The organism is Luteibacter mycovicinus, from assembly GCF_000745235.1.
Lineage (GTDB): Bacteria > Pseudomonadota > Gammaproteobacteria > Xanthomonadales > Rhodanobacteraceae > Luteibacter > Luteibacter mycovicinus.
On record NZ_JQNL01000001.1, the window covers coordinates 129,528 to 152,677 of the forward strand.

At 64.9% G+C, this 23,150-nt stretch carries 22 protein-coding genes and 2 pseudogenes; 7 read left to right on the forward strand and 17 right to left on the reverse strand.

Going from position 1 to position 23,150, the window contains the following annotated elements:
- Positions 1–129 precede the first annotated feature (129 nt).
- Positions 130–876, forward strand: coding sequence for a glucose 1-dehydrogenase (locus FA85_RS00540; protein ID WP_036113053.1), 747 nt, complete (start codon positions 130–132; stop codon positions 874–876).
- On the opposite strand, the gene yjjX is transcribed toward FA85_RS00540, so the two are convergent.
- The 4 genes and pseudogenes from yjjX to FA85_RS00560 form a co-directional block, all read right to left on the reverse strand.
- Complete coding sequence (gene yjjX, locus FA85_RS00545) at positions 873–1,442, reverse strand: inosine/xanthosine triphosphatase (protein WP_036117558.1); 570 nt, start codon at positions 1,440–1,442, stop codon at positions 873–875. The two genes, FA85_RS00540 and yjjX, sit on opposite strands and share 4 nt — an antisense overlap.
- A gap of 56 nt (positions 1,443–1,498) precedes the next feature.
- Positions 1,499–3,106 (reverse strand): annotated as a pseudogene (locus tag FA85_RS22610) (methyl-accepting chemotaxis protein); the annotation flags it as partial.
- 378 nt (positions 3,107–3,484) lie between these two features.
- Positions 3,485–5,125 carry a phosphoglucomutase (alpha-D-glucose-1,6-bisphosphate-dependent) gene (gene pgm / locus FA85_RS00555; protein ID WP_036113047.1) on the reverse strand — a complete coding sequence of 547 codons (1,641 nt, stop codon included), beginning with the start codon at positions 5,123–5,125 and terminating at the stop codon, positions 3,485–3,487.
- A 104-nt stretch (positions 5,126–5,229) separates the two neighbouring features.
- Complete coding sequence (locus tag FA85_RS00560; protein WP_051943630.1) at positions 5,230–5,922, reverse strand: response regulator; 693 nt, start codon at positions 5,920–5,922, stop codon at positions 5,230–5,232.
- 138 nt (positions 5,923–6,060) lie between these two features.
- Here FA85_RS00560 and FA85_RS00565 point away from each other — a divergent pair, with 138 nt between their 5' ends.
- Together FA85_RS00565 and FA85_RS00570 are read left to right on the forward strand one after the other, a co-directional pair.
- Complete coding sequence (locus FA85_RS00565; protein WP_156108725.1) at positions 6,061–6,804, forward strand: hypothetical protein; 744 nt, start codon at positions 6,061–6,063, stop codon at positions 6,802–6,804.
- A complete protein-coding gene (locus FA85_RS00570; protein ID WP_081907470.1) occupies positions 6,773–7,630 on the forward strand; it encodes an NAD-dependent protein deacetylase in 858 nt (285 codons plus the stop codon). Before FA85_RS00565 ends, FA85_RS00570 begins: the two co-directional genes overlap by 32 nt.
- Here the strand turns inward: FA85_RS00570 and tadA are convergent.
- The 5 genes from tadA to FA85_RS00595 form a co-directional block, all read right to left on the reverse strand.
- Positions 7,621–8,136 (reverse strand): tRNA adenosine(34) deaminase TadA, encoded by a 516-nt coding sequence (gene tadA / locus FA85_RS00575; protein WP_036113041.1) that lies wholly within the window; start codon positions 8,134–8,136, stop codon positions 7,621–7,623. The two genes, FA85_RS00570 and tadA, sit on opposite strands and share 10 nt — an antisense overlap.
- Positions 8,137–8,180: 44 nt before the next feature.
- A complete protein-coding gene (locus FA85_RS00580) occupies positions 8,181–8,735 on the reverse strand; it encodes a DNA-3-methyladenine glycosylase I (protein ID WP_036113039.1) in 555 nt (184 codons plus the stop codon).
- Between the two features lie 59 nt (positions 8,736–8,794).
- A complete protein-coding gene (locus tag FA85_RS00585) occupies positions 8,795–9,355 on the reverse strand; it encodes a TetR/AcrR family transcriptional regulator (protein WP_036113037.1) in 561 nt (186 codons plus the stop codon).
- Between the two features lie 5 nt (positions 9,356–9,360).
- The gene (locus FA85_RS00590; RefSeq protein ID WP_051943628.1) at positions 9,361–9,822 is read right to left on the reverse strand and encodes a nuclear transport factor 2 family protein; all 462 of its coding nucleotides are present in this window, start codon (positions 9,820–9,822) and stop codon (positions 9,361–9,363) included.
- A gap of 123 nt (positions 9,823–9,945) precedes the next feature.
- Positions 9,946–11,109, reverse strand: a complete 1,164-nt coding sequence (locus tag FA85_RS00595; protein WP_051943627.1) for an NADH:flavin oxidoreductase/NADH oxidase — start codon at positions 11,107–11,109, stop codon at positions 9,946–9,948.
- 257 nt (positions 11,110–11,366) lie between these two features.
- Here FA85_RS00595 and FA85_RS00600 point away from each other — a divergent pair, with 257 nt between their 5' ends.
- Positions 11,367–12,281, forward strand: coding sequence for a LysR family transcriptional regulator (locus tag FA85_RS00600; protein ID WP_036113034.1), 915 nt, complete (start codon positions 11,367–11,369; stop codon positions 12,279–12,281).
- Positions 12,282–12,331: 50 nt separating this feature from the next.
- Here the strand turns inward: FA85_RS00600 and FA85_RS00605 are convergent, their stop codons facing one another.
- Positions 12,332–13,222: an AraC family transcriptional regulator gene (locus FA85_RS00605; protein ID WP_036113031.1), complete on the reverse strand. Its 891-nt coding sequence runs from the start codon at positions 13,220–13,222 to the stop codon at positions 12,332–12,334.
- A gap of 98 nt (positions 13,223–13,320) precedes the next feature.
- Between FA85_RS00605 and FA85_RS00610 the strand changes: the two genes are divergently transcribed.
- Complete coding sequence (locus tag FA85_RS00610) at positions 13,321–14,064, forward strand: SDR family oxidoreductase (protein WP_036113027.1); 744 nt, start codon at positions 13,321–13,323, stop codon at positions 14,062–14,064.
- 271 nt (positions 14,065–14,335) lie between these two features.
- Here FA85_RS00610 and FA85_RS00615 read toward each other — a convergent pair whose 3' ends face one another.
- Genes FA85_RS00615 through FA85_RS00625 form a run of 3 tightly spaced genes read right to left on the reverse strand, consistent with a single transcriptional unit; the run spans position 14,336 to position 15,843 of the window.
- Entirely contained in the window at positions 14,336–14,683 is a 348-nt protein-coding gene (locus FA85_RS00615; RefSeq protein ID WP_051943625.1) for a nuclear transport factor 2 family protein, read from the reverse strand.
- 4 nt (positions 14,684–14,687) lie between these two features.
- The gene (locus FA85_RS00620) at positions 14,688–15,089 is read right to left on the reverse strand and encodes a VOC family protein (RefSeq protein WP_036113024.1); all 402 of its coding nucleotides are present in this window, start codon (positions 15,087–15,089) and stop codon (positions 14,688–14,690) included.
- Between the two features lie 10 nt (positions 15,090–15,099).
- Entirely contained in the window at positions 15,100–15,843 is a 744-nt protein-coding gene (locus FA85_RS00625) for an SDR family NAD(P)-dependent oxidoreductase (protein ID WP_036113021.1), read from the reverse strand.
- Between the two features lie 215 nt (positions 15,844–16,058).
- Here FA85_RS00625 and FA85_RS00630 point away from each other — a divergent pair.
- Positions 16,059–16,910: pseudogene (locus FA85_RS00630) on the forward strand (AraC family transcriptional regulator); the annotation flags it as partial.
- Between the two features lie 274 nt (positions 16,911–17,184).
- Here FA85_RS00630 and guaA read toward each other — a convergent pair.
- The 3 genes from guaA to folD all read right to left on the reverse strand — a co-directional run bounded on the left by guaA (position 17,185) and on the right by folD (position 21,280).
- On the reverse strand, positions 17,185–18,741 hold the full coding sequence (guaA, locus tag FA85_RS00635; protein WP_036117540.1) for a glutamine-hydrolyzing GMP synthase: 1,557 nt from the start codon (positions 18,739–18,741) through the stop codon (positions 17,185–17,187).
- A 119-nt stretch (positions 18,742–18,860) separates the two neighbouring features.
- A complete protein-coding gene (gene guaB / locus FA85_RS00640) occupies positions 18,861–20,315 on the reverse strand; it encodes an IMP dehydrogenase (protein ID WP_036113016.1) in 1,455 nt (484 codons plus the stop codon).
- Between the two features lie 110 nt (positions 20,316–20,425).
- Positions 20,426–21,280, reverse strand: a complete 855-nt coding sequence (folD, locus tag FA85_RS00645; RefSeq protein ID WP_036113013.1) for a bifunctional methylenetetrahydrofolate dehydrogenase/methenyltetrahydrofolate cyclohydrolase FolD — start codon at positions 21,278–21,280, stop codon at positions 20,426–20,428.
- 65 nt (positions 21,281–21,345) lie between these two features.
- Here folD and FA85_RS00650 point away from each other — a divergent pair, with 65 nt between their 5' ends.
- The gene (locus FA85_RS00650) at positions 21,346–21,912 is read left to right on the forward strand and encodes a GNAT family N-acetyltransferase (protein WP_036113011.1); all 567 of its coding nucleotides are present in this window, start codon (positions 21,346–21,348) and stop codon (positions 21,910–21,912) included.
- A gap of 53 nt (positions 21,913–21,965) precedes the next feature.
- Here the strand turns inward: FA85_RS00650 and moeB are convergent, their stop codons facing one another.
- Complete coding sequence (moeB, locus tag FA85_RS00655) at positions 21,966–23,135, reverse strand: molybdopterin-synthase adenylyltransferase MoeB (protein WP_036113008.1); 1,170 nt, start codon at positions 23,133–23,135, stop codon at positions 21,966–21,968.
- Between the last annotated feature and the right edge of the window lie 15 nt (positions 23,136–23,150).

Sequence of the window (23,150 nt, forward strand, 5' to 3'; positions counted from 1 at the left end):
GGCGCACCTAAACAATCTTGCGTACGCCGCATAAGTGTTATGACGCGGCACCTATGACACCCCTGCCCTGGCGACCCCATGGATAGCTCTTCGACGGCCAGATCGGCGGTCATTCAAGGAACCACTCCCATGAGCAAGCTGAAAGACAAAGTCGCGCTGGTCACCGGCGCATCCAAGGGTATCGGCGCCGCCATCGCCAGGTCGCTGGCCGCCGAAGGCGCGTCGGTCGTCGTCAACTACGCTTCGAGCAAGGCGGGCGCGGACGCGGTCGTGGCAGCCATCGAGGCGGCCGGTGGCAAGGCTGTCGCGGTAGGCGGTGACGTCTCGAAGCAGGCCGACGCGGAAGGGCTCGTTGCCGCCGCCATCGAGCACTTCGGCCGTCTGGACATCGTCGTCAACAACTCCGGTGTCTACGAGTTCGCATCGATCGAGGCCACCACCGAAGAACTGTATCGCCGCATCTTCGATATCAACGTACTGGGCACCATTCTGGTGACGCAGGCCGCGTCGAAGCACCTGGGCCAGGGCGCGAGCGTGATCAACATCGGATCCGCGGTCACGCGTATCACACCGGTCGACAGCAGCGTCTACACGGGCACCAAGGGCGCCGTCGACGCGATTACCGGCGTGCTCTCGCGCGAGCTCGGCCCGCGCGGCATCCGCGTCAACTCGGTCAACCCGGGCATGGTCATCACCGAAGGCACGCACACGGCGGGCATCGCCGGCGGCGACTTCGAAACCTGGGCTGCCAGCCAGACCCCGCTCGGCCGCGTCGGAAAGCCGGAAGACATCGCGCCGATCGTGACCTTCCTCGCCTCGGACGACGCACGCTGGGTGACCGGCGAACTGATCCTCGGCTCGGGTGGCATGCGCTAAGCGTCTTCCGCCGCGACCAGCCCGTAGAGTTCCGGATGCAGGAACGGCGCCATCGCCAGCATGATGGTCTGCGTGTACGCGCTCTCGCGCGTCACGTGACCATTCGTGACCAGGCCGATGGCGCCACCCTGCTGCTTGATGTTGACGGTGCCGAACAGGCGATCCATGACGGGACCGAGCTCCTCGCCATCGACCAGCGCCTCGTAAACGGCCGGCGGCAGGGGCAGCCACGCGCTGCAGCCGACCGATACGTCATCGCCCCCGGCGATCGCGACATAGCCCATGGTGCCCGGACCATCCGCGGTGACGTCCACGCCGCCCTCCAGCGCCACGTAAAAGTCCGCCTCGGCGCCGTGTGCGCGGCAGTATTCCATCCGGTTGATCGCGCCTTCGCGAGTCTCGGCGGCGGTCATCGGTTGTTCCGGCACGCCCGACGGTGCGTGCATGCCTTCGCATTCGATCAGCCGTCCCGGAAAAAGCGGTGCGATAGCGTTGCGTACCGCGCCGATCTTGACGGGATTGAGGGAGCCGACGACGACCTTGAGCGTGCTTTGGGGTGACGACATGACGGGACCATAGGGGCGATGAAAGTCCCCCATGGTACCAAGCGCCCCTTATCTCAGAGCCTGAACCCGCCGACCACCGCTTCGAGCGTACGCGTCTGGTCTTCCATCGCCTTGGCCGCGGCAGCCGCTTCCTCGACCAGCGCCGCGTTCTGCTGGGTCATGTCGTCCAGCTGGGTGACCACACCGCTGACCTGGTCGATGCCCTGGCTCTGCTCGGTGCTGGCCGCCATGATCTCCTCCATGAAAGTAGCGACGTGAGCAACGCTGCCGGTGAGTTCACCGATGCGCTGGCCGGCGACGCGGACCAGCTGCGAACCGCGCTCGACGTCGTCGACCGACTCGGCGATCAGCGCCTTGATGTCCTTCGCCGCCTTGGCGGAACTCTGCGCGAGACTGCGGACTTCGCTTGCCACAACCGCGAACCCGCGACCCTGCTCGCCCGCCCGGGCCGCTTCCACCGCCGCGTTGAGCGCCAGCAGGTTGGTCTGGAAGGCGATACCGTCGATCACACCCACGATGTCGGCGATGCGTGCGGACGACTGGCTGATCGCGTCCATCGTCACGACCACTTCGTTCACCGTGCCGCCGCCATCGCGCGCCGCGTTGGCTGCCTCACGCGCCAGCGTATTGGCCTGACGGGCGTTATCGGCGTTCTGGCGCACGGTCGCCGTCAGTTCTTCCATGGACGCAGCCGTCTCTTCCAGCGAGCTGGCCTGCTCCTCGGTACGCTGCGAGAGATCCATGTTGCCGCTCGCGATCTGCGTGGCCGCCGACGAGATGGCCGACGAACTGTCGCGCACCTGACGCATCATTCCCTGCAGACGGGCGATGAAGCCGTTGAAGCTCTCGACCACGCCGTTGTATTCGCTGCCGCTGCCGTTCGCCAGGCGACGGGTCAGATCGGCGTCGCCGGAGTTGAGGTCGTCGATGTTGGCCTTGAGGGTCGCGAGCTGCTTCATCAGCGCACGGATGCCCAGCACCAGCGCCACGATGAGCAGAAGTGCCAGAGGCACCTGCACCGCGGCGAGCTTGGTCAGGATGCGCGTGCTGTTCTCGGTAAGCAGCCGGGTCGGGAGACTCGTGGCCAGCACCCACGGAGTGCCGGCGATCGGCTTCAGGAACAGCGTGTGCGACTCGCCATCCGCGTCGTAATCGAGCTCGACCTGACCGCCCTTGGCCACCTTCGGCAGGGCGTCCTTCACCTGCGCGATCATCGCCGAGCCAGCGGCCAGATCGGGGATCTTCTTCAGGACGATATCGTCCTTGATGTAGGTGCTGTTGCTGACCACCGTGCCGTTCGGCTCGACGATCAGGATCTGACCATGGACCTTCTTCTCCATGTCGGCGACCAGGCGGTTGAAGAAGCCCAGCGTGACGTCGATGGTGGAGACGCCGAACACGTCATCGCCCTTGTAGATCGCCATGGCGCAATTGGTGCGCGGCTGTGCGCTGGCATCGTCCTTATAGGCATCGGCCCAGAGACAATGACCACGCGGAGCGCTGAGGCCATTCTTGTACCAGCTCTGCTCCCAGTACTTGAGCGCGTCAGGCTGATTCCAGTGCGTGTTGACCACGAGCTTGTTGCTGGCATCCCGGGCGAAGAAGGTACTGTCGCGCTCCTTGCTCGCCTCGCGCTTGAACGGCAGCGGCCAGATGCCACCACCGAACACGTCGGGATCGCCGTACTGGTCGACCAGACCCGGCTGGAGACGGTCGATGGACGCGCTGTCCATGAGCGCCACCGTCTGCGTGATGCTGCGCTGCTGCGCTTCGACCTGCTTGAGCTTGTTGGTGATGACGGTGCCGATCTCGTCGACATTGCGGCCGACGAGTTGCGCCTCGGTCGCGCGCAGGTCGGGGCTGACGAACAGCCGGACGACGACCAGGGTGAGGACGACCAGTACGATAAAAGAGCCCAGCACGGCTACGGTATAGCGGGCCTGGGTCGACTTGAGAAAATTCACGCGAGTGCCGTTAGTAAGGGGACCCTTACCTATCGGCTTGACGAGGGCTTAACTTTAGCCCTCGTCAACACCTTAGTTTCAGCTGAGAGCCTTGTCTACCATGGCCTGCGCCTCAGCCAGCACCTGCTGGAGGTGATCGTTGCCGCGAAAACTTTCGCCGTAGACCTTATAGATGTCCTCGGTGCCCGACGGACGGGCCGCGAACCATGCCTCCGCGGAAATCACCTTGATCCCGCCAATCGGCTGGCCGCCCGCCTGATTGACCACCTCGACGATCGGATCGCCGGCGAGCGTCCTGGATTCGACCTGGTCCGGAGCGAGCTTCGACAGCTTCGCCTTCTGCGCGTGGGAGGCCGGCGCGTCGATGCGCGAATTGGCCGGATCACCCAGTTCGCCGGTGATACCCCGGTAGATCTCACCGGGATCCTTGCCCAGCCGCGCGGTCATCTCGCCGGCAAGCAACGCGGCGACGATGCCGTCCTTATCGGTCGACCAGGCCCCGCCGTCCTTCGACAGGAACGACGCGCCAGCGCTTTCCTCGCAGCCGAAGCCGAGACTGCCGTCGTAGAGTCCTGACACGAAGTACTTGAAGCCGACCGGCACTTCGCGCAGCGGGCGGCCCAGATGCGCGGCGATGCGGTCGAGCAGACCCGTGCTCACCGCTGTCTTGCCGACGGCCGCGTCCGCGCGCCAGCCCGGACGGTTCTGGAACAGATACCAGGCGGCGGCCGCCAGGTAGTGATTGGCCGGCAGCAGCCCCGTGCTGGGCGCGACCACGCCGTGGCGATCGTGGTCCGTGTCGCAGGCGAAGGCCACGTCGAACTTATCCTTCAGGCCGATCAGCCGCTGCATCGCATAGGCGGACGATGGATCCATGCGGACACGGCCATCCCAGTCGAGCGACATGAAGGAGAAGGTCTTGTCGACGGTCTCACTGACCACGGTCAGGTCGAGCTTGTAACGCTCACCGATGGCGCGCCAGTAGTGGACGCCGGCGCCACCCAGAGGGTCCACGCCCATCCGGACGCCCTTGTTCCGGATGATGTCCAGATCGAGCGCATTGCCCAGATCGGCCACGTAGCGTTCCAGGAAGTCGTATTCCTGCGTCGTCGACGCCTTCAGCGCCTGTGCGTACGGCTGCCGCTTCACTTCACGCAGGCCGCCCTCGATCAGCGCGTTGGCGCGGGCCGCGATCCAGGATGTCGCATCGGTATCGGCGGGCCCACCGTGCGGCGGGTTGTACTTGATGCCGCCGCTCTCGGGCGGGTTGTGCGACGGCGTGATGACGATGCCGTCGGCATGTCCGCTGTCGCGCCCATGGTTGAACACCAGGATAGCGTGCGAGACCGCGGGTGTCGGGGTGTATTCCCCACCGGCCGAGATGTAAGTCGGCACGCCGTTCGCGGCGAGCACTTCGAGCGTGCTCTCGAACGCCGGGGCGGACAGCGCGTGTGTATCGATGCCTACGAACACAGGCCCGTCCACGCCTTCCTTACGGCGATACTCACAGATCGCCTGGACCACGGCCTGCACATGCCATGCGTTGAACGAACGATCGAACGAGGAGCCGCGGTGGCCGGACGTACCGAAGACGACGCGCTGCTCGGGTACCGACGGATCGGGTCGCAGGTCGTGATACGCGGCAAGCAGGGCGGCGACGTCGACCGGAGTGGTTTCCGTAGCGGGCTTTCCCGCCAGCGGGCTGATCTTGGCACTCACCGATAGCTCTCCTTGGGCGGTGCCGTCAGGGCACCGGACCGGGGCATTGTAGGCATGCCGCCTGAATGGCGTTGTCAAACCGGTGTGCACTTTTGAGATTTTTTCTATGTCCGGCGCGGTCGCCTGCGACTATCTTGTTTGCCATCGCTCTCATCGGCCGGCGGTAACCGCAGCCGGTCGATGTATTCGAAGATCTCAGCATCCGTGTCCAGCCGCAGCTTGCGCATGGCATTCGTCTTCTGCTGGCTCACGGTCGAAAGACCACGGCCCGTGGCGCGGGCGATGTCGGTCACGCTGTTACCCGCGGCGAACAACCGCAGGATCTCCAGCTCCCTCGGCGACAGGTCCGCCAGGGTGCCCTTGCCCACCGGCTCGCCCTGCGGCGTAACGATCATCTCGCGAACGGAGGCACCCAGGTACACATGGTTGGACACGATCTGCGCCAATGCCTCGGGAATTTCCCGGGTGTCGCCCGACTTCCCGATCAGTCCGCGGACGCCCGTACCGAGAATCTCGCGATACAGCGCGGGATTGGCCAGCGTGGTGATCACCATGATCGGCAATGGCGGATAGAGCTTCCGCACTTCCGTAAGCAGCGCGAGCCCGTCCCGTCCGGGCTCCGGCATGCTGAAATCGGTAATCAGCGCATCGCAAGGCTGCGCGGCGAGCGCAGCCAGCAGTTCATCGGGCGATTGCGCCTCGCCGACCACGTCGGCAAGGCCGTCCTTGGTCAGGGCCAGGCTGATGCCCTTGAGAACGACGGGATGATCATCCGCAAGAATGACGCGGTGAACCATGAGTAATCCTTTCTCCGTAGCCAGTCCGTGCGGCGGGGCGCAGAGTTGAGCACATCGCCGCCGGCATCGCCACTACGAATGCGCCTGCGCGCGCGAGTTCACGCATGGCGCGAACGCATCGCCCGGGCCTGCGTCCGCATGGGTGCGAGCGCTGACCTGCCCGACCTGCTGACGCGCGTAAGCCACTACTACACGGGCCTCGCCCGGCAGCGCGGCGGCACGCTTCAGCTCGAGCTGGACGCCGCCCTGGCGCCCGATCTCGTGGGTCCTTACGCAGCGCTCGGTGACGTCCTCTGCCTGCTGCTCGACCGCGCCTTCGCCGTCACCGTCCATGCACATGTCGCGCTGCAGGTCGATGTCGTCGGCGATGTGCCGGACGGCCAGCTGGTCCACATCACGGTGGCCGATCCCGGCGAGACGCTCGACGACTGTCCAGGCCTGGACACTGCCGCCCGGCTGATCGCCTCGCTCGATGGCGTCCTGCACAGGGAGTGCGCGCCGGATCGGGGTACACGGGTCATCATCGAGGTCACGCTGACCTTGCCACGCCATCCTCCGCGCATCGACATCGAGACCCTGCGGACCACGCTCGGAGGCACCCATGCGCTGCGCGAAGTGATCTCGGCACTGGATCGCTCACTCAGCCGCGATCTTTCCGAACTCGACGTCCTGCTCGCCCAGCCCGGCATCGCCGATCTGCAGGCCTGGCTGCACCGGGTCTCCGGTGCGCTTGGTATGGCCGAGGCCACCGACCTCGCGCGCCTGGGACTCACGCTGGAGCGCCGCCTGGCGGAAGAACGGGATGCCAGCGTCGACGCGGCGATCCGGCGCTTCGGGGAAGACGCCGCGCATGCGCTTCAGGTGCTGCGCAAACACAGCTGAGCGATCGGCTATAGTGCCCGGCACTGTGAGTACCCTGCACACCTTCATCGACACCCATCCGCGCCTCTTCGTGCTGACTGGCGCAGGCATCAGTACCGATTCCGGTATTCCCGACTACCGCGATGGTCAGGGCGCGTGGAAACGCAGCCCGCCGATGACCCTGCAGATGTTCATGAGCGGTCCGCCGGCCCGGGCACGCTACTGGGCGCGTGGCATGATCGGCTGGCGCCATTTCTCATCGGTGAGCCCCAACCTCGCGCATCGGGCACTGGCACGGATGGAGCACGAGGGGCGCATCGAACTCCTGCTGACCCAGAACGTCGACGGGCTGCACGAAGCGGCCGGCAGCATCAATGTGGTCGACCTCCACGGACGCCTCGACCGCGTGCGCTGCATGCAATGCGGCGATATCACGACGCGTGCCACCATGCAGGCCAGACTCGAGGAAGCGAACCCCGCGTGGCTCGCGCTGCAGGCCACGGTGGCGCCCGATGGCGACGCGGACCTCGACGAGGTGGACTTCAGCGCATTCGTCATCCCGACCTGCACGGTCTGCGGCGGGATCCTGAAACCCGATGTCGTCTTCTTCGGTGAAAATGTCCCCCGCGCCCGTGTCGACACGGCCTGGGCACATCTGGCCCGGGCCGACGCCATGCTGGTGGTCGGCTCGTCGCTGATGGTCTACTCCGGCTACCGCTTCGTTCTCGAAGCCTCGCGCAAAGGTCTGCCGATCGCCTCGGTCAACCTCGGCGTCACCCGCGCGGACGCACTGATCGACGTGAAAATCGAGCAGTCGGTCACGGACGCGCTCGCGCCCTACGCCTGACCTTCAACCCGTGGCGCCTGGCGCCTCGCGCGGAAGAACTCGCGCAGCATCGTGCTCGCCACGTCAGCCCCGAGGCCGCCCTCGACCCTCACCCGGTGGTTGTGCAACGGCGAAACCAGCGTGTCGAACACGCTCCCGGCCGCGCCGGTCTTGGGATCGGTCGCGCCGAAGACCACGCGTCCGACCCGGGCGTGGATCATGGCCATCGCGCACATGGTGCAAGGCTCGAGCGTTACATACAGCGTGGAGCCTGGAAACCGGTAGTTGGCGACAGCCTGGCCTCCGGCCCGCAGCGCCTGGATTTCCGCATGCGCGGTGGGGTCGTTGAGGGTGATGTTGCGATTCCAGCCTTCGCCGATCGCGACGCCACCCTGCACGAGCACGGCACCGACGGGCACCTCGCCCTCCGCATCGCGCGCGTGTTCCGCCAGCTGAAGCGCACGGGCCATCCACGCGCGATCGGCGTCGGTAAAGCGGTCGTCGCTGGAAACCGGAGGTGCGGACAAGAGCGGTCTTCCGTCAGGCAGGCCGGGGATTCTACGTCGTTTCGTCAGCGACGGAAGCAGCCGAGGGCGTGGTCGTCGACGATACCCACGGCCTGCATCCAGGCATAGGTGATGGTCGGACCGACGAACTTGAAGCCGCGCTTCCTGAGGTCTTTCGAGATGGTGACCGACAAAGGCGTCTGCGTAGGCGCCGTACGGCCGTCGCCACGAATCACCTTGCCGTCGGTGAACGACCAGCAGTAGCTGTCGAAGTCTTCGCCGCGGGCGTGCATGTCTTCATAAATGCGCGCCCCGTTGATGGTCGCCTCGATCTTGGCGCGCGAGCGGATGATGCCGGCATCGTCCAGCAGGCGCACGATGTCCTTCTCACCGAAGCGGGCAACCTTGACCGGATCGAACCCCTTGAACGCTTTGCGGAAGTTTTCGCGTTTGCGCAGGATGGTGATCCACGAGAGCCCAGCCTGAAAACCTTCCAGCATCAGCTGCTCCCAGAGCATTCGCGAATCGTGCAGAGGCTCGCCCCACTCCGTGTCGTGGTACTCGGTGTAGAGCGGGTCGGATCCGGCCCAGGCACAGCGTGTGGGTTCTATGGTGGGCATGAGAGGCGATCCGTCGGTGCCGGAGATCAGGACGTAGGGGCGGCAACAGTTCGTACATCTTAGCGCCCGGCACTTGTCCGACAAGCCATCCGGGCCGCGACACGTCTGAAAATGCCGGGCTGACCCAGCGACCGCGACAGAACGATCGCCCCCTGAATGCCAGCGACCGCATCTTCCGCCATCTCGCGCGCCATGACCCGGGGCTGTCCCAGCCGACCAAGGCATTCGCTCAGAGCATCGATCCAACAGACAAAATAGTTCTTCACCGCCATCGCGAAGCGGTCGCGTGTCTCATCCAGGGCGAATGCCCCGACCAGACACACGCGTCGTCCTGAATCGAAATAGGTATCCACGGCTTTCCACATCCCTTCGATCGCCACATCAGGCTCGGCGTCACGCAACGGCTTGAAGATGTGTTCATTGAACCAGGCATCGATATCCGCAAGAACGGCCGCCGCCATCTCTTCCTTCCCACCGGGAAAAAAGTGATAGAGGCTTCCTTTGCCCAGCCCGGTACGCTCGGTGATACGGCTCATCGTCGCCCCGTCGTAGCCGAGTTCCCGAAACGCCTCGGCCAGCAGCGGGATGATCTCCGCACGCTCGTAGACCTCGCGAGCCATCGCGCTCAAAGTCCCAGATCGGAGAGTCCCGGATGATCGTCCGGACGACGCCCCTGCGGCCAGTGGAACTTGCGATCGGACTCGGCGACAGGCAGATCGTTGATGCAGGCGTAACGGCGCTCCATCTCGCCCTCCGCGCTGAATTCCCAGTTCTCGTTGCCGTATGAGCGGTACCACTGACCGCTGTCGTCGTGCCATTCATAGGCGAAACGGACGGCGATACGGTTGCCGTCGAAGGCCCAGAGCTCCTTGATCAGACGGTAGTCGTGCTCCTTCTCCCATTTGCGGGTGAGGAAGGCGACGATCGCCTCGCGGCCATGGACGAACTCGGCGCGGTTACGCCACTGGCTGTCGCGGGTGTATGCCAGCGCGACCTTCGCCGGGTCGCGGCTGTTCCAGCCGTCTTCGGCCATGCGGACCTTCTGAACGGCGGTAGCGTGCGTGAAGGGAGGGAACGGAGCGGCCACGATCGGATTCCTGTGTCGATGGAGGTCGCAGTGTACCGATTGGTACAGAGATTCGCCTGAACGAAAATGCCGCAGGGGTCGACCCTGCGGCACGTCGGACCGGCGCTGCTTGCCAGCGATAACTCAGCGGTAAGCGCCACCCTCATCCCGCCGCCACGCGGCCTGCGGTTCGACCAGCCCTTCGACGTCGAAGAGGTGGCGATGCCGCGACGGCTGCGAACGCAGGTACTGCTTGGGCGGATGGACCGTGCCGCCCAGTTCGGCGGCGGCATGCCAGGGCCAGCGCGGGTCGTAGAGAATCGTTCGCGCCAGGGCGATCAGGTCGGCCTCGCCCGTGGCCACGATGGCTTCCGCCTGCTCGGGGCTGGTGATCAGACCGACAGCCACGACCGGCATGTCGACCGCTTCCTTCACACCGCGCGCGAACGGCACCTGATAGCTCGGTCCGACCGGGATCTTCTGGTGTTCGTCGAGGCCGCCGGTGGAAACGTGGATGGCATCGCAGCCACGCGCCTCCAGCGCCTTGGCGAAGGCGATGGTCTGCTCGAGGTCCCAACCGCCGTCCACCCAGTCGGTCGCGGAAACACGCATGGTCACGGGGCGATCGACGGGGAACGCGGCGCGCACGGCGTCGAAGACTTCCAGCGGGAAACGCATGCGGTTCTCAAGCGAACCGCCGTATTCGTCACTGCGCTGGTTCGACAGCGGCGAGAGGAACTGGTGCAACAGGTAGCCATGGGCCCCGTGCAGCTGCACGAACGCCAGGCCCAGGCGCGCCGCACGCACGGCGGCCGCGGCGAACGCGCCGCGCACCCTCGCGAGGCCGGCCTTGTCGAGCTCGGTCGGAGCTACATCGCCCGCGTGGAAGGGAATCGGCGAAGCACCTACCGTCTGCCATCCGTGTACGTCATCCGGCGCCAGCTGATGACCACCGGCCCAGGGTGTCTCGGTGGACGCCTTACGTCCGGCGTGGCCGAGCTGGATACCGATCGGCATATCGGACCAGTGGCGCACACTCTCCAGCACCTTGCCCATGGCCGCCTCGGTGGCGTCGTCGTACAGGCCGACGTCGCCCCACGTGATGCGACCTTCCGGCTCGACGGCCGTCGCCTCGATGGTCAGCAAACCCGCACCGGACAAGGCCAGCTGCCCCAGGTGAATCTGGTGCCAGTCGGTCATGCGGCCATCGTTGTCGGCCGAGTACTGGCACATGGGAGCGATCACGATCCGGTTAGCCAGTTCGAGGTTACGTACGCGGAAGGGTTTGAAAAGCGCGGGCTGCGCCATGAGTGGCTCCGGAAAAAGGGTCGGGATGGCTCCCGACATGGTGATCAGCAGGGGAATCGGCAAGCACGCGAGCGAATGAGAGTCATGCGGCACATTCAGTCGCTCAGTTCATCAATATAGTTCGATCGGCAGGCCACATGGCTTGGATGATCGTGAGCTGCCGTGGTCAGGACGTAATATGAAAGCTGGTTGCCCGGGCCACAAGGCGTCCTGCGGACCGACACCCGTTCCTTGAATTCACGAATAGAGGTTTCTTCATGGATAACCGCGCCGGTGAAATGGAAGCGTTCATGCGCGTCGTGCAGGCCGGCAGTTTCGCCGGCGCCGCCCGCGCCGCAGGCCTCTCACCGTCGGCGATCAGCAAGCTGGTCGCACGTCTCGAGGCGCGTCTGGGCACCCGCCTGATCGTACGCACCACCCGCACGCTGCAGCTCACGCCTGAAGGCGAGGTCTATCACGCGCGCGCCTTGCGCGTGCTGGCCGATATCGATGAAGCGGAGCGCCTGGTCGCCCATGGCGCCCGGTCGACGCCCTCCGGGCGGCTCAGAGTCAGTGCCTCGGTGTCGTTCGGCGTGCGCAAGGTGGTGCCACTGGTGCCCGACTTTCTCGCCCTGTACCCGCGCGTCGAACTGGACCTGTCGCTGAGCGACAGCATCGTGGACCTGGTGGACGATCGTGCCGACGTCGCCATCCGCGTCGGCACCCTGCCCGACTCCGGCCTCAAGGCCCGCAAGATCGGCGAGGCCGGGTTCGTCGTCTTCGCTTCCCCGGCCTATCTGAAAAGCCATGGCGTACCCACCACGCCGGACGACCTGGCCTCACATAACTGCCTGGCCTTCAACCTCGGTCCGGCGTTTACCTCGTGGCCCTTCCTGGACCCCGCTACGGGACAGGTACGTCAGGTGCCCATCGGCGGCAATTTTCGCGCGAACAACGGGGAGACGATGCGGCGCATGGCGATGGAAGGCGTGGGCATCGCCCGCCTGTCGAGTTACCACGTCGAGCGCGACATCGCCGAAGGGCGGCTGATATCGATCCTCGACGCGTTCGCTACGGGCGAACGCCAGGCCACGCACGCCGTATTCGTGGGACATCCGCACCTGGCATCGCGCATCCGGGCCTTCGTGGATTTCCTGGTCGAGCGGGTTCCGATGGGCGAACAGGCCGCCTGAGCGATCGAAGCGGATACGTCACGGGCATCGCCTATCGCACCGACGCGCTTCTACGCGTCTCTGAATTGCGTCGGCGGCATGCCCACATGACGCGCGAAGGCGACGCTGAACGCGCTCGCCGAGCTATAGCCGACACGCCCGGCGACGGTAGCCACGCCCATGTCTTTCCCACGCAGCAGCCGCCTGGCCAGAGCCATACGCCACGACAGCAGGTATTCCATGGGAGCCACACCCACGGCGCGGCTGAAGCGCTCGAAAAACACCGAGCGAGACAGCGCCGCGATCTTCGCAAGTTCCACGACGGTCCAGGGCTTCTCCGGACTTGCGTGCATCTGCCGGAGCGCGAGGGCCAGGCGTGCATCGGTCAGTCCCCGTACCAACCCGGGCGACGCCGCCGTACCGGTCGATCGCAATGCCTCGATGAAAAGCAGTTCCAGCAAATGAGCGAGTACGACATCACGCGCCGGCCGTTGCGCGCGCGATTCATCGCGCAGGAGTTCGACCAGCGTAGCGAGGCGACGCTCGCCACGCACCAGCACGATCCGGGGAAGCAGCGAGACGAGCAGATCGGCGTCCGGCGAGCCGAACGCACAGTGACCGATCAGGTATTCCACATCCGCCGGCGCGTCGATGGTTCCGAGACGGAACCGGCCATCGGGCATGGCCGCGGGCAAGCTATCCGGCGCGTCGTCCGGCACTTCCACCAGGCCCGACATGGTGAAGTCGAGGGCTTCGGGAATCAGGATGAAGTCGCCTGCCTCGAGCGTGATCGGCGCCTCTCCGTTCGTCTGCATCCGGCTGGACCCATCGAGGATGACGCAATAAAACGGCTGCCCCGCTTCTTTCCGGCGAACGCGCCAGGGCCCCGCCGCGCTGACTGCCTTCGAAAACGTCGGCTTCGGCTGTAGCAAGGTGACGACATCGGCGAGCGGATCGACCACGACCGGACTCCTACGAACGATAATGGGACGAATGATTGTAGCAAGTCCGGATGCCGGGCCGTATCGTGACTCTCCTGCACACCCACCCAGGAGATCCCATGAAAACCGTCCTGATCACCGGCTGCTCGTCCGGCTTCGGCCTCGAGATCGCCCGCTACTTCCTCGACCGCGACTGGCATGTCGTCGCCACCATGCGCACGCCACGCGAAGACGTCCTGCCCCGCTCCGACCGCCTGCGAGTAATCGCACTCGACGTCACCGATCCGGCCAGCATCCGCCGGGCCCTGGCGGGCGCCGGCCCGATCGACGTTCTGGTCAACAATGCGGGGATCGGCATGCTGAACGCGCTGGAGGGCACGCCAATGGACGTCGCCCGCGACGTCTTCGAGACCAATACGCTCGGCACCATCGCCGTGACGCAGGCTTTCGTTCCGCAGATGCGCGAGCGCAAGGACGGCGTGATCGTCAATGTGACCTCGACCGTGACGCTCCGCCCCCTGCATCTGCTGTCCGTCTATACGGCGAGCAAGGCCGCGGTGAATGCCTTCTCCGATTCGCTGGCGCTCGAACTGGAGCAGTTCAACGTACGTGTTCGTGTCGTGCTGCCGGGCCGCGCGCCTGACACGCGGTTCGGCGAGAACGCCCAGCCACGCATGGCGGCGGGTTTTCCCGAGCCGTACGCGGAACTGGCGAAGAACGTATTCGCCAGCTGGCAAGGCAATCATCCCATCACGCGGTCGGTGCAGGTCGCCGAGGCGGTATGGCTTGCGGCGAACGATGCGGGAAGTCCGTCACATATTCCTGCTGGCGATGATGCGGTGGCGCTGGCTGCAACTGACTGATCCGAGGTTCGCGACCACAGTTATCTGATATACGAATATTCGCCATTTATTTGAATTAAAGATAAATTGTATTTATTCGGATATCAGGCCAGTCGCGCGTGTCCCATCTGGAACAGCACGCCGACCAACTCAGCGTGGCTCAGCTGCTGGCATGTTCCACCGCGTCTCCCGCCGGGAATGCGCCTGCGGTGATCTGACCGAAGGTGAAGCATCACGCCTGCAGCTCAGGTGTCGCAAGCGCCGCCCGGCTTGGATCATTCTTCGGGATCGGCTAGTCGAGCGAAGCGTCGATGCGCAGGATCAGTCCCCGGGCGTCGACCGAAATCTCCAACAGGCCGGTCTCGCGACCAAAATCCCCGGTGAAATCGACCCGCACGCGCGCCCGGTTGTCGTCGAGGAACTTGATCGACACGAACTTTGTCACCGTGTGATAGCCGATGAAATACTCTTCGATATAGCGCCGGATGCCAGCGTGGCCGTCGAAGCGATGGCCGGTGGACGGGTCGTCGATCACCGCATCCGCTGTGAACAAGGCCAATGTCTTTTTCACGTCGAAGGCGTTGGTCGCAGCGATGAGGGCATTCGCGATCCTTCGTAGGTTTGCGGTCTGCTGAGTCATCCCATCAGGCCCCGTGTTGCCAGCTCTTGTAGACAAACTCCAGGCTGTAGCCATCCAGGTCCCTGACCTGCGCAGCGTAGTAGCGGGGATCGTAGTGAAGCTGCGGCCCGGGCGCATGGATCTCGGTCGCACCGGCGGCCAGGGCCTTCGCGAAGGCGGCATTCACCACGTCTTCGGAATCCGCAATGAAGCCAATGTGCACGGCACCGGGCGCCGCAACGCCTTGCCGTAGCCAAAACGACATGCGGCCTTTTGCGCCGAAACCCTTCAGGTCGGGATGGCCCACCGGGCCGTCCTTCCCGTCATAGTCGAGCCGGCTGGTGATTCCGAGGATGGGAAGCACTGTCTCGTAGAAGGCAACCGAGCGATCGGTGTCCCCCACGGTAAGAAAGATGTGATCGATCATGGGATGGCCCTCAGACGACGTAGCCGCCGGCGACTTCGATGTTCTGGGCGTTGACCCAGCCACCGTCCACGGTCAGCAGCGACGCGATCGCACGAGCCACTTCTTCTGGCTCGCCCACGCGCCCGAGGGCGGTTTGAGAGGCAAGCAGCGCCTCGAACTCAGTGTTCAGTCCCCCGCCGAGTTCGGTGCGGATGGGTCCCGGCGATACCGAGTTGGCCCGGATGCGGCGTTCGCCGAATTCCTTGGCCATGTAGCGCGTCAGTACCTCCAGGCCCCCCTTGAATGCGGCATAGGGCGCAACGCCCGCAGTGGCCACCCGCGTGGTCGCACTCGTCAGGTTGACGATGCTGGCGCCTTCGCTCAGCAACGGCAGCAACGCCTGAGTGAGGAAGAACGGGCCTTTCAGATGCACGTTCATCAAGCCGTCGAACTGGTCTTCGGTGACGGTTTCGATGGGATTGAACAGACCGTAGCCCGCATTGTTGACCAGGCCGGCCAACTGGCTCACTCCCCATGTGGATACCAGCGCCTGTTCCACTGAGCTTCGAAAGCCTGTAAAGGTGCGGACATCGGCGACATTCAGCGGCAACGCAACCGCCTTGCCTCCCACGACCGCAATGCTGCGAACCACGTCTTCAGCAGCGCCTGAATTCTGGTTGTAGGTGAGGATGACGCCTAATCCGCGCCGCGCGCATTCGACTGCGGTGCTCGCGCCAATGCCCCGGCTGCCGCCGGTGATGACGATGACTCCCATGAATGGCTCCTTGAAATTCGGTACCGATACGATAGGTGCGCGTGGCGTCGCTGGCTCACCCGATCGTGCCTCATTCCTGCCTATTTCTGCTCGATCGCTTGCCGTCAGCCGAAAGTCGAAGTCCAATGGGTGTCATGGAGAACCCATTGACCGAACTGCGGAGCCTTGCCGCTCACGCGCAAAATCGTCGAACCGAGACTGGCATCCCGCGCGTGGCGATGGTTCAGGGAGCCGTTCCGGAACACGAGCTTGCCGCCGTCTACGAGCCCATGGTCAACGTGATCCTGCAGGGTAGTAAGTCCATGACCGTGGGCGGACAGACCCTGCACTATGATCCTGCCACCTATTTCGTCATGTCCGTCGACCTGCCTGCAGCCGGCATCGTGCGCAGCAGCGATTCGGGCGCGCCCTATCTTGCGGTAAGCCTGACGCTCGACCCGTCGCTGCTGGCGGAATTGCTGTCCGATTTGCCCAATGCTGCCGCGGCAAGACGCCGCGAAACGGGCTTCTCGGTCGCTGCCATGACCGTCGAATTGCTGGATGCCTGGGTTCGCATGCTGCGCCTGATGAACCATCCGATGGATATTGCGGCCCTTGCACCCGCGTATGAACGCGAGATCCTTTACCGCGTACTGCAAGGTCCAATGGGCTGGATGCTGCATGACATCGCGACGCCGGACACCGCCCTGGCGCGCATGAACCGGGTCATTCAACGTATCCGCCAGGACTATGCGCGCCCGCTGCGGATGGAAGAACTGGCCGAGGAGGTTGCGATGAGCGTATCGGCCTTCCACCGTCACTTCAAAGCCGTGACAGCGCTAAGTCCGCTGCAGTACCAAAAACAGATTCGCCTGCTGCAGGCGCGCAAGTGGCTGGTTACTGCGGGCTACAGCGTCACCACGGCGGCGCATGAAGTGGGCTACGAGAGTCCGACCCAGTTCAGCCGCGAGTACGCTCGTGAATTTGGATTGCCGCCAGCGAAGGACGTACTGCGTATTCACAACGCAATGCGTAACAAGGACGGCGCCACCAACATCAGGCCTTTGCAGAATGCGGATGCGACCTGACGGTTCGCGGATGGGCGATCTATCTGCAGCCCTCCTGAATGCTCGTGGCCTACGCCTTCCAAGATGGCGACGGTAACGAGAAAGAAGCTGAAGCATTCGCCTCAGCGGCCGAAGATAGTTCTCGACTGGGCAGCAGATTGCGCGCCAGGATCACGCGCTGCGCGGCCTCTGGCAGTCGCTGCATGATCCCGATGTCGAAGCGCCGTGCTAGCCACTCAGCGCCAACATGAAGCGCTGATGGTCCCCTTCCACTCGATCAGTCCGACGGGCCAGCTCACTCCCACTCAATCGTAGCCGGCGGCTTCCCCGAAATATCATAAACGACGCGAGAAATACCACGCAACTCATTGATAATTCTCGTCGAGCACTTGTCAAGGAAGTCGTACGGCAGGTGCGCCCAGTGCGCCGTCATGAAGTCGATCGTCTCCACGGCACGCAGCGCGATCACCCACTCGTAAGCCCGGCCGTCACCGACCACGCCCACCGAGCGCACGGGCAGAAACACTGCAAACGCCTGGCTCACCCGGTCATACAGACCATGGCTGCGCAGCTCCTCGATGAAGATCGCATCGGCCCGCTGCAGCAGGTCGACGTATTCCGCCTTTACCTCGCCCAGCACGCGCACGCCCAGACCCGGACCCGGGAAGGGATGGCGATAGACCATCTCGCGCGGCAGGCCGAGCTCGACGCCGATGCGGCGGACTTCGTCCTTGAACAGCTCGCGCAACGGCTCGACCAGCTTGAGCTTCATGTGTTCCGGCAGGCCGCCGACGTTGTGATGGCTCTTGATGACGTGGGCCTTGCCCGTCTTGCTGCCGGCGGATTCGATGACGTCGGGATAGATCGTGCCCTGGGCCAGCCACTTCACGCCTTCAAGCTTGGCCGACTCTTCGTCGAAGATCTCGATGAACAGGCGGCCGATGACCTTGCGCTTGGCTTCCGGGTCTTCCACGCCAGCCAGCGCGTCGAAATAACGCTGCTTCGCATCCACGCGGATGACATGCACGCCCATGTGCTCGGCCATGGTGGTCATGACCTGGTCGCCTTCCTGGAAACGCAGCAGACCCGTATCGACGAAGACGCACGTCAGCTGGTTGCCGATGGCCTTCTCGAGCAGCGCGGCCACGACGGACGAATCCACACCGCCGCTGAGACCCAGGAGCACGCGATCGCTGCCGACCTGCTCGCGCACGCGGGCGACGGCGTCTTCGATGATGTGTGCGGCGTCCCACAGCGTGGCCGAGCCACAGAGGTCGACGACGAAGCGGCGGAGAAGCTCCATGCCGCGCTTGGTGTGGGTCACTTCCGGGTGGAACTGGACGCCGTAGAAGCGGCGCGCGTCGTCGGCCATGGCGGCCAGCGGCAGGCTGGACGTCGACGCGGTGACCCTGAAACCTTCCGGGATCGCGGTGACGCGGTCGCCGTGCGACATCCATACACCCAGCGCCTCACCGTCCTCGACCACCGTGTCGAACAGCGCGCAGCTGCCGAAGGTGATGGTGGCCGGACCGAACTCGCGATCGTGGCCGGCCTCGACCTTGCCGCCGAGCTGTTCGGCCATGGTCTGCATGCCGTAGCAGATGCCCAGCACCGGCACGCCGAGGTCGAAGACCTGCTGGGGCGCGCGCGGCGAGTTGTCCTCGGTCACCGATTCCGGGCCGCCCGAAAGGATGACGCCCTTCGGGTTGAAGCCGGCGATCTCGTCCGGTGCGTGATCCCAGCCCCACACCTCGCAATAGACGCCGATCTCGCGGATGCGGCGGGCGATCAGCTGCGTGTACTGCGAACCGAAGTCGAGGATGAGGATCTTGTCGCTGTGGATATCGGTCATCGTGGCGGCCTGGCAGTATGAAATTTCTGGCGGCCCCGCGCGCTGCGCGTTGGCCTGAAAAAGCAGAACGCCCACTTGCGGCGGGCGTCCTGGGTCACCGGGTCGAGCGCGTGAGCGCATCAGTCCCGGCGGTAGTTCGGCGCTTCTTTCGTGATCTGGATGTCGTGCGGATGCGCTTCGAGCACACCGGCGCCGGTCACCTTCACGAACTGGGCCTTCTCGTGGATCTCTTCGATCGAGGCCGCGCCCATGTAACCCATGGAGGCACGCAGCCCGCCCATCATCTGGTGAATGATGTTGCGCAGGGGACCGCGATACGGCACGCGACCTTCGATGCCTTCCGGCACGAGCTTGTCGGCATCGGCTTCGTCCTGGAAGTAACGGTCCTTGGAGCCCAGCTGCATGGCGCCGATGGAGCCCATGCCGCGGTAGCTCTTGTAGGAGCGACCCTGGAACAGCTCGACCTCACCCGGGGCTTCTTCGGTGCCGGCGAACATCGAGCCGAGCATGACCGAGGACGCGCCGGCGGCCAGTGCCTTGGGGATGTCGCCCGAGTAACGGATGCCGCCGTCGGCGATGAGCGGAATCTCGCCCTTCAGCGCGGTGGCGACCATGTCGATCGAGGTGATCTGCGGCACGCCGATACCGGTGACGATACGGGTGGTGCAGATGGAACCGGGACCCACGCCGACCTTGACCGCGTCGACACCGGCGTCGAGCAGCGCACGCGCCGCCTCACCGGTGACTATGTTGCCGGCGATGACCTGGACCTGCGGGTAATGCTTCTTGACCCAGCCCGCGCGGTCGATGACCGCCTGCGAGTGACCATGCGCCGTGTCGACCACGACCACGTCCACGCCGGCGTCGACCAGGAGCTCGATGCGACGCTCGGTATCGCCACCCACACCCACGGCGGCGCCCACGACCAGGCGCTCATGCGAGTCCTTGGCGGCGTTGGGATTGTCGCGGGCTTTCTGGATGTCCTTGACCGTGATCAGACCGCGCAGCTGGAAGCTGTCGTTGACGACCAGGACCTTTTCGATGCGGTTGCGGTGCAGCAGTTCGAGGACTTCGTCGTGCGAGGCGCCTTCCTTCACCGTGACCAGGCGATCTTCGCGGGTCATGATGTTGCGCACCGGGTCGTCGTGCTTGCGCTCGAAACGCAGGTCGCGGCTGGTGACGATGCCGACCAGCTTCTCGCCGTCGACCACCGGCACGCCGGAGATGTTGTGCGCGCGGGTCAGGGCCATGACGTCGCCGATCGAGGTGTCCGGGCGGACGGTGATCGGGCTGCGGATGACGCCGGCTTCGAACTTCTTGACCAGGCGTACTTCAGCGGCCTGGAGCTCGGCGGTCATGTTCTTGTGGATGATGCCGATGCCGCCGTTCTGGGCCATCGTGATGGCGAGGCGGGCTTCGGTCACGGTGTCCATGGCGGCGGACACGATGGGTATATTCAGGCGCAGGCCGCGCGTGAACCGCGTTGAGGTATCCACATCACGGGGCATAACCGTGGAGTGGCCGGGAACCAGGAACACGTCATCGTAAGTGAGTGCCTCGGCAAGGATGCGCATAGCATTAGTCCCGCGAGTAAATCGCGGCATTATAGCGTGCGTTGCAGCAAAACGACAGCGCGACGAGTGCCCTCCAGCAGGAACGGGCCATGCCGGCGACCCCCTGCCCCTCAACCGTCGAGAGCCTCCGCCGCCTCCAGCGTGTTCTCCATCAACGTCGCCACCGTCATCGGTCCCACCCCACCCGGCACCGGCGTGATCCATGACGCACGCTCGGCCGCGGGGGCGAATTCCACGTCGCCCACCAGACGCCCGTCCTCCAGGCGATTGATACCTACATCGATGACCACGGCGCCCGGCTTGATCCATTCGCCCCTGACCAGCCCCGGCTTACCCGCGGCCACGACGAGGATGTCCGCCTGCGCCACGAAGCCTTCGAGATTCTGGGTGAACTTGTGGCAGCAAGTGACTGTACTTCCTGCAATAAGAAGCTCCAGCGCAAGCGGCCGACCGACGTGATTTGAGACGCCGACGATGACCGCGTGCTCGCCGCGCACCGGGCGATCGGTATGACCCAGCAGCGTCATCACACCCTTGGGCGTGCACGGACGCAGACCGAAACGGCGCAGCGCAAGGCGGCCGACATTGACCGCCTGGAAGCCATCGACATCCTTCATCGGATCGATCCGGTCGACCAGCGCTTCTTCATCGATATGCGCCGGCAGCGGCGACTGCACGAGGATGCCGTGCACCGCCGGATCCGCGTTGAGCTTGTCGATCAGCGCAAAGAGTTCTTCCTGCGACGTTTCGGCCGGAAGGTCGTAGCCGAACGACTTGAAGCCCACCTGCTGACAGGCTTTGCGCTTGTTCCTGACGTAGACCGCAGAGGCCGGGTCTTCGCCGACCAGAACCACCGCGAGTCCAGGTGCGCGATGCCCCTCGGTAACGCGTTTGGCGACACGACGCCCGATGTGCTCGAGCAGTTCCTGGGCGATGCGCTTGCCGTCGAGAATACGTGCGGTCATGGGATATCGCCCTGTGGAAACCGGACATTATCCCCTGAGCTTACGACGCTTGCATACTCTCCGGCATGGCCATCGAAACCCTTCCCTACCCAAACGCCCTGACCGATGGGCAGGTCACGCTTCGCCCGCACCGTACCGGCGACATGGAGGCCCTCGCCGAAGCCGTACGCGAGTCCGTCGCGACCGTCGGCCGCTGGCAGGACTGGTGCCATGTGGGATACACGCCCATGGACGCGGCGGCATGGATCGCAACCTGCCAGAAGGCCTGGCTGATGGGCGAAGGCCATGAGTTCCTCGTGTTCGATGCAGCGACGGACGCACTGCTCGGCGGCATGGGCGTGAACCACCTCAATCGCGAGCACCGTTTTGCCAACCTCGGTTACTGGGTGCGTGAGTCGGCGCAGGGCCGGGGCGTCGCGGCACGGGCGGGCAAGCTCGCGGTCCAGTTCGCGTTCGAGGCCGTGCGGGTCTCGCGGCTGGAAATCGTCGCGGCGCACGACAACGTGCCGAGCCGGAAGACAGCTGAACGCATTGGAGGCATATTCGAAGGAATACTTCGTAACCGATTGGTTTTACGAAATAAACCTTTCGACGCTGCGATGTATTCCGTCGTGTCCGGGGATCGATTGTGAGCGAGTCTTCCGGCTTTCCGTAAGGATGAAGCCCGCAGCCGACCCGCAACGCCTCAGCCGGCGATCCCGCACATCCGCTCGAGGTCCACATAGCCGTCGAAGGACGCCCCGTCTCCGCAACCCGGGCACTGCGGATCGCGCTTCAGCTTCAGCTCGCGGAAACGCATGCCGAGGGCGTCGTAAGTCAGCAATCGTCCGACGAGCGTTTCGCCGACGCCAAGGATCAGCTTCATCGCTTCGGTGGCCTGCACCATGCCCACCAGTCCGGGGAGCACCCCCAGCACACCGGCCTCGCTGCAGTTGGGCGCATCGGCGGCCGCCGGCGGCTCGGGGAACAGGCAGCGGTAGCAGGGAGAATCCGCGCGTCGCGGATCGAACACACTCGCCTGACCGGTGAAGCGCTCGATCGCGGCATAAACCATGGGCAGCCCCAGGCGCCGCGTTGCCGCGGCCAGCAGGTAGCGCGTGGCGAAATTGTCCGCGCCATCGATCACCACATCGTGGCCGCCGATCATCGCTTCGACGTTGTCCGCACGGAGGCGCTCGACCACGACACGGACATGAATGCGCGGGTTGAGCGCAAGCAGCGTCATCCGGGCCGACTCCGCCTTGCTCATGCCCACGCGCGCGTCCGCATGGACGACCTGGCGATGCAGATTGGATCGCTCGACGCGATCGTCGTCGATCAGGGTTAGATGCCCGACGCCGGCCGCGGCGAGGTAAAGCAACGCCGGAGACCCCAGGCCGCCCGCCCCGATCACGGCCACGCGAGCGGCGGCAAGCCTGGACTGCCCAGCCTCACCGACCTGCGGTAGCAACACCTGTCGGGCGTAACGCTCAGCGGCGTCGCTATCGAGCGCACCCGCAAGCACCGGTAAGCCCGCGACCTTCCACGCCGCCATGCCGCCCGCGACCGAGGACACCCGTGCATAGCCCATGCGCTGCAAGGCCTCGGCGGCGAGCAACGAGCGCTGGCCGCTGCCACAGAGCACGAGGATCTCGCGCTGCCGGTCCGGCTCGATCTGCTCGATGCGCAGTTCAAGAAATCCACGTGAGAGCCCGCTCGCACCGGCCGGCGAGCCCTCGCTGCGCTCGTTGTCCTCACGGACATCGATCAGCAATGCCCCGTCCAGCTGGCGGGACAAGGCATCGGTCGCGGCGATCTCGGGCACCCGCTGGCGCAACTCGGCCAGCCAGCGATCCCTACCCAGGTCTTCGGTCATGCGAGGCACCTCTGC